The sequence below is a fragment of the Candidatus Pacearchaeota archaeon genome (assembly GCA_038874355.1).
Taxonomy (GTDB): Archaea; Nanobdellota; Nanobdellia; order Pacearchaeales; family GW2011-AR1; genus JAVZCO01.
In genome coordinates, this window is the sequence record JAVZCO010000003.1 from 1 (window position 1) to 5882 (window position 5882).

The window sequence follows — 5882 nt, forward strand, 5'->3', positions numbered from 1 at the left end:
TCTTTTACAGAACTTTCAGAAATAAGTTTTTTTACATATTCATAGCCTTCTTTTGGCTCAGATGATAAAACAAGCAAAAATCTTGCATTTGGTATTTTTGAAGCTATTTCTTCAAACGAATTTATAAAATATTCAAGGCCTTTTGTTGGTCCTGGCCTTCCAAAATAAGCAAAAATTTTTTCATTTTTTAATCCCAATTCTTTTCTTGCAAGTTTAGGTTTAGTTTTTTTTCTATTAAAATAATTATAATCTATTCCAGAACAGCTTAATTTTATTTTTTCTTTTGGTTTAAATAAAGCAAGCCTATTTTTAGTAAAATTAGAATGAACAATATATAAATCAAAATTAAATAATAATAAAAATCTTTCAAATAATTTTGCGATAAATGCTTTTATTTTTGATTTATAAATAAAATACCATAAATCATTAAAGACTTCATGAATGGTTATTATACACTTTTTTCTTAAAATATTTTTACATATCCATGAAGGGATTAGTGAACCATAAGTAGATGTGTGAATAAAAAGACAATTCTTTGCTATTTTTAATATTTTTGGTATCATAAAAAAACATGCAATAAATCTATTTTTAATTGGTGAATATACTCTATATATTTTTATACCGTCTATTTCTTCATAACTATTTGTATTTGGAACCTTTAATGATATTACATAAACATCATGCCCTAATTTAACTAAATTTTTTGCAAGATTAAAAAAATCTCTTTCTATTCCACCAACATATGGATAATAATAATCTAAAACCATACAAATTTTCATTTTTTTCATATTTTTATCTTTCTCCATATTTGAAATTTTAAATTATTTATGTAAAAAACATTTTTGTATTAATTTATCATATTCATTAACACATTTATCCCAAGTAAATTTTCTTGCATATTTCATTTTTTCAAATCTAATTTTATCATACAATTTTTTATTTTTTGATAATTCTATTATTTTTTCAACTATCTCATCTTCATCTTTACAAACAATACTTGCTTTTTTTACTTCTTCCGGTATATGTGCTGATTTTAATGTAAATACAGGTATTCCGCAAGCTGCTGCTTCAAGAATAGGAAGTCCAAAACCTTCAGCTCTACTTGGAAAGAGAAAGAAATCAAATGAATTATATAATTTTGGTACATCTTTATCTGGAATTCTACCTAAAATTTTAACATTCTTATCATTTAAAAGATTTTGAAATTCAAACTGTATTTGAAGACTATTTTCAAGTTTTCCGCCTGCTAAAATTAACTGACAATTTATTTTATTTTTCAATTTATTATATATTTCAACAGCAATATCAGCACCTTTTCTATAACTAAAATTTGAAAGAAAGCCTAATTTTATTGATTCCTTTAATTTTTTGAATTTAAGAGGTTTAAATCTATTTATATCTACACCCTGATTTATAACTTCTGATTCTTTTCCAAATAGCATTTTTAATTCATTTGCTGTTTGAGATGAATTTGAAACTAATATATAATTACAAGAAGAAAATTTATATGCTAACCACATAAAAATTTTTCCAATTATTTCGCCGAAAATATTTTTATATTTTGCTGATAAATGAAAAAAGTCATGAAATGTAACAATTGTTTTTTTTCCTGGAATAAATGATGTAAATATTGCTCCTTCTGGTGTAATAGAAACTATAACTTTTGCTTTTGATTTAAATTCAATGAGCGGTATATCTAAAAAACATCTAAAATATTCTTTTTTTCTATTTCTATTTATTTCACAAACTTCAATATCATATTTGCTTTTTAATATTTTAATCATTTCATTTGTAAATCTTGCAAAACCCTTCATCCATTCAATATCCAATGAAGATGTAACAATAAGAATTCTTTCTTTCATATTTATCAACAATAAAAATTTTTCTAATTTAAAGTATTATTTTTTTATTTTTTAAACCTTTTCTACGAACTTTTATAGTACGTATATGACATAATTTATACTTTAATTTTTTTATTATAATATTTAAAACTAAAATATCTGTTTCGTTTACTATTTTTATTTTATATAAAATTACTAAATAACAGACTAATAAAATAAATAAAAGAGGGATAGCAAAAAATAAAGGTGTAAAAGTAATAATATAAAGACATATTAAAAAGAAAAATAATACCAATATAAATTTAATAATTTTTTTTAAATTCAAAAATAGTTTAATATTTAATTTTTTAATTATAAAAAATGAAAGAATAAAAAATATTAAAGAAGTAATCATAAAAGAAATAGCAGCACCTATTACTAAAAACTCTGAAATTAAAAATAAATTTATAAATAAAGCTATAAAACCTGTAAAAAACATTATATAATTTCTTATTTTTTGATATCCTAATGAATAAATAACTGAAAGATTAATTAATGCAAGTGCATATAAAATAATTGAGAGAACTTGTATAGGAATAATATTTGTAATGAAAAGATAATCATTCTTATAAAGTAATAAAATTATTTGCTTTGCAAAAAGAATAAAACATAATGCTGCAGGAAGTAAAGTAATTATAATATATTTTAAAGATTTATTAAGTAAAATTTCAACATTTTTAGAGTTTTCTTTTACAAAAAACGAAAGAGAAGGAAAAATTGCTGATTGTATTATAGAGGGTAATAAAAGAAGAATTTGTCCTATAATTATTAATGCGCCCCAAAATCCTGCAGACTCCATATCTAAATATCCTATATAAATTATTCCGAAATTTGTAATCAAAAATATAGAAATAAATGCAATAAAGCTTGATTTTATATTTTCAAGAAAAAATTTTTTATTTTCATATTCTATTTGATTAAATTTTTTATTAATGAAAATAAAAAATAAAACTGAGGCTATAATAAATGTAAAAAACCAGGCATAAATTCCTCCAAGTGTGAAGCCAATAACAACTAGAAATATAGCAAGAAACGGTTTTATTCCATGTGATATTAAATCTATAAAAAATATTTTCTTAAACAATGAATACCCGTAAAAAATTGCACGTAAAAAATTATAAAAAATTCCTGGAATAAGTAATATAGCACACAAAAAAATAGATTCTGAAAATTTTATTTCAAAAAATTTTAAATAAAATATTATTAATAAAGACAATATTCCTAATGTTGAAATAACTGTTATTAACTTTGCAGTATATTTTATTAAATCATTTATTTTATTTTCTTTATTCATTGCAATATATTGAGGTATTAGCTTTCCAAAAACTTCTTGAATATTAAGAGTAAAAAGTGCTGAAAAAAAACTATATAATGTTAATGTTGTTGTTAAAACTCCATAATCAAATACTGATAAGGTTTTTCCCATAAATGACCAAAATAGATAACCTGCGATAGCTATTACAAATGTATCAAGTGCAACATATAATGTATCTGATATAATTTTTTCTTTGGAAGGCATAAATTTATTTTAAATTAATTTTTTATAAAGATATTAAATAATATAATCAATATCAATATTAATACTATTTGGTAAAATGAAATTAATTTTTTTCACAAAATAATTTGCTATTTTTCCAAGCCTTTGTCTATATAAAAATTTATTATATAGATGTTTTCTATATTTTCTAAAATCTGGAAAATTAGCAATTAATAAATCAGCTGCAGAAAAACTCCATATTATTCCTCCACCAGACCATGGTTTTGTTATACCTGCAGCATCACCACAAAGCGTATATTTTTCAGATTTGGGAATTATAAGCCCGCAAGGAATATATGCAGAATAAATTTTTTCAACTTCTATATTTTGTTTTTTGATAAAATTATCAAAAATAGATTTTGCTTCATTTGGTTTAGCTAAACAGCCATACTCTATTTTATTTTTTCTAGGAATTTTCCAAAAAAAGCCTGAATTATGCGACCAAACCTCAATATCATTTCCTTTTTCTTTAGTATAAAGAATTATTCCTAATTTCATTTCAGGATCTTTAAGTTTCAATGTTCTCCTTATAGAAGAAAATGCTCCATCACAACCTATTATTTTATCAAATTTTTTTAATTTCTCATCATTTATTCCTGAAATATATGAATTAAAAATATAATTTGCTTCAGATTTTTTTGCAAGAGAAAAAACATAATTATCTAATTTTTCTCTATTAAATGCATAAAGTTTTTGTTTAAGAATTAATTCTATTTTTTTATGTTGAAAGTAAAGAATTATTTTATTAAATTCATTTTCAATAATTCCTTTATTTTTTGGTATAAATCCCCAAATCCTTTCTGATATAAGACCTGAACAAACTTTTTTCGTTTGTTTAAAATTTTTCTCAAAAACCGTAACATCATATTTTTTAGAAAGTTTATAAGCTAAATATGAACCAACTATTCCACCACCAACAATTGCTATTTTCATATGTTTTATTTTAATTTTATTTTTTAAAAATTTATTTCCGTGCATAAACTGTTAAATGTGTTTTATAATCTATTTTTGTTTTATATCCTAATTTTTTCAATTCATCAGCTACAAATGGTGCAGTAATTTTATTATTAACTTTATGATAAGCTGCTATAGCAAGTTTTGCGTTTGAATTCATTAGAATATTTTTTGCACCTTTTATCATTTCTATTTCAGAACCTTCTATATCTGCTTTTAAAAAATCTATTTTTTTTAATTCCTAATTTTTTCATATCAAAATCCAGTGATGAAACAGGAACTTTTATTATTTTTATTTTTTTACTATTTTTTATTTTATTTTTATCAAAAATAAATGTCGAAGCTGAATCATATTCTTGAAAATATAAAATATCATTTTTACTAAATATACCTCTTTAATTAATTTAACATTTTTACATTTGTTTAACTTAATATTTTCTAATAAGTTTTTATAATTTTCTGGATCTGGTTCATATGCTATAACTAAGCCATTTTTTCCAACTTTTTTTGATGCATATAAAGTAAATAATCCTATATATGCTCCAGCATCTATAACTATATCTCCTTTTTTTAATATCATTATAAAGAAAGTAACCCGGAATCTCAATTAATAGCATATTTATCCATATCAATGTTGTTTTTTTCAATTTTATAAAAAATGATATATCATCATTAATTTTTATTTCCAATTTCTTTATTTTTTTATAATTTATAAAAAATGAATAAAATTGTAAAATATGATAAGCAATAAAAAGAAATTTTCCATAATATATAAATTTAATTTTTTTAAGATATAAAGATAAAATGTATTAAAATAAAAAATAAATTTAAATAAATTGAAAATTATTTTTTCTATCAAATTTACATTTTCATTGTATATTAATTTTGCTCTAATTTCCATGAAAAAGTATAATTTTCATTAATATATAAATCTTTATTAATTTTTACTAATTAAATTTTTATATGCAAAAATTAATCGGTCAGCTTCTTGATGTAGATTACATGATGGTTAATAATAAACCTCTTTTAAGAATTTTTTGTAAACAAAAAGATGGAAAAACAATTTGTCTTCTGTATAATAAATATTTACCATATTTTTATTTAGTTTCTCCTGAAGAAAATTATGAAGATATTAAAAAAAATATTTTAAAAGTATATCCAAACTTAAAATTTGAAATTTTAGAAAAATTTCTTCCAATAGGATATAACAAAAAAGTAAAAGCATTAAAAATTATTGGAAATGATCCTTCAAAAATTCCAGAAATAAGAGGTCTAGCTGAAAAATTTGGAACATGTTATGAAGCAGACATTTTATTTAAATATAGATTTATGGCTGATATGCAATTAAGAGGAATGGAATGGATAGAAGCAGACGGTAAACCTGCAAAAACTAATACTGTAAACTGTGATTGTTTTGAAATCAACAGTATTAAAAAAATAGATATACAAGAAAATGCACCATTAAAATATTTATCTTTAGATATAGAATGTATAACAGATGCAACAGATAG

The 5882-nt window shown here is 21.4% G+C and carries 7 protein-coding genes; 1 reads left to right on the plus strand and 6 read right to left on the minus strand.

The features are described from left to right. The 6 genes from QW117_03445 to QW117_03470 all read right to left on the minus strand — a co-directional run. The coding region (locus QW117_03445) for a glycosyltransferase family 4 protein (GenBank protein ID MEM3405996.1) at positions 1-779 on the minus strand (779 nt) is incomplete at its 3' end. Between the two features lie 42 nt (positions 780-821). Beyond that, positions 822-1862, minus strand: coding sequence for a glycosyltransferase (locus QW117_03450; protein MEM3405997.1), 1041 nt, complete (start codon positions 1860-1862; stop codon positions 822-824). Positions 1863-1890: 28 nt separating this feature from the next. Beyond that, entirely contained in the window at positions 1891-3399 is a 1509-nt protein-coding gene (locus tag QW117_03455) for a polysaccharide biosynthesis C-terminal domain-containing protein (protein MEM3405998.1), read from the minus strand. Between the two features lie 33 nt (positions 3400-3432). After that, positions 3433-4350, minus strand: a complete 918-nt coding sequence (locus tag QW117_03460; protein ID MEM3405999.1) for an FAD-dependent oxidoreductase — start codon at positions 4348-4350, stop codon at positions 3433-3435. 31 nt (positions 4351-4381) lie between these two features. Beyond that, entirely contained in the window at positions 4382-4600 is a 219-nt protein-coding gene (locus QW117_03465) for a hypothetical protein (GenBank protein ID MEM3406000.1), read from the minus strand. Positions 4601-4681: 81 nt separating this feature from the next. After that, the gene (locus tag QW117_03470; protein ID MEM3406001.1) at positions 4682-4951 is read right to left on the minus strand and encodes an FkbM family methyltransferase; all 270 of its coding nucleotides are present in this window, start codon (positions 4949-4951) and stop codon (positions 4682-4684) included. Positions 4952-5334: 383 nt separating this feature from the next. On the opposite strand from QW117_03470, the gene QW117_03475 reads away from it, so the two are divergent. Beyond that, a partial coding sequence (locus QW117_03475) for a 3'-5' exonuclease (protein ID MEM3406002.1) occupies positions 5335-5882 on the plus strand: 548 nt, incomplete at its 3' end.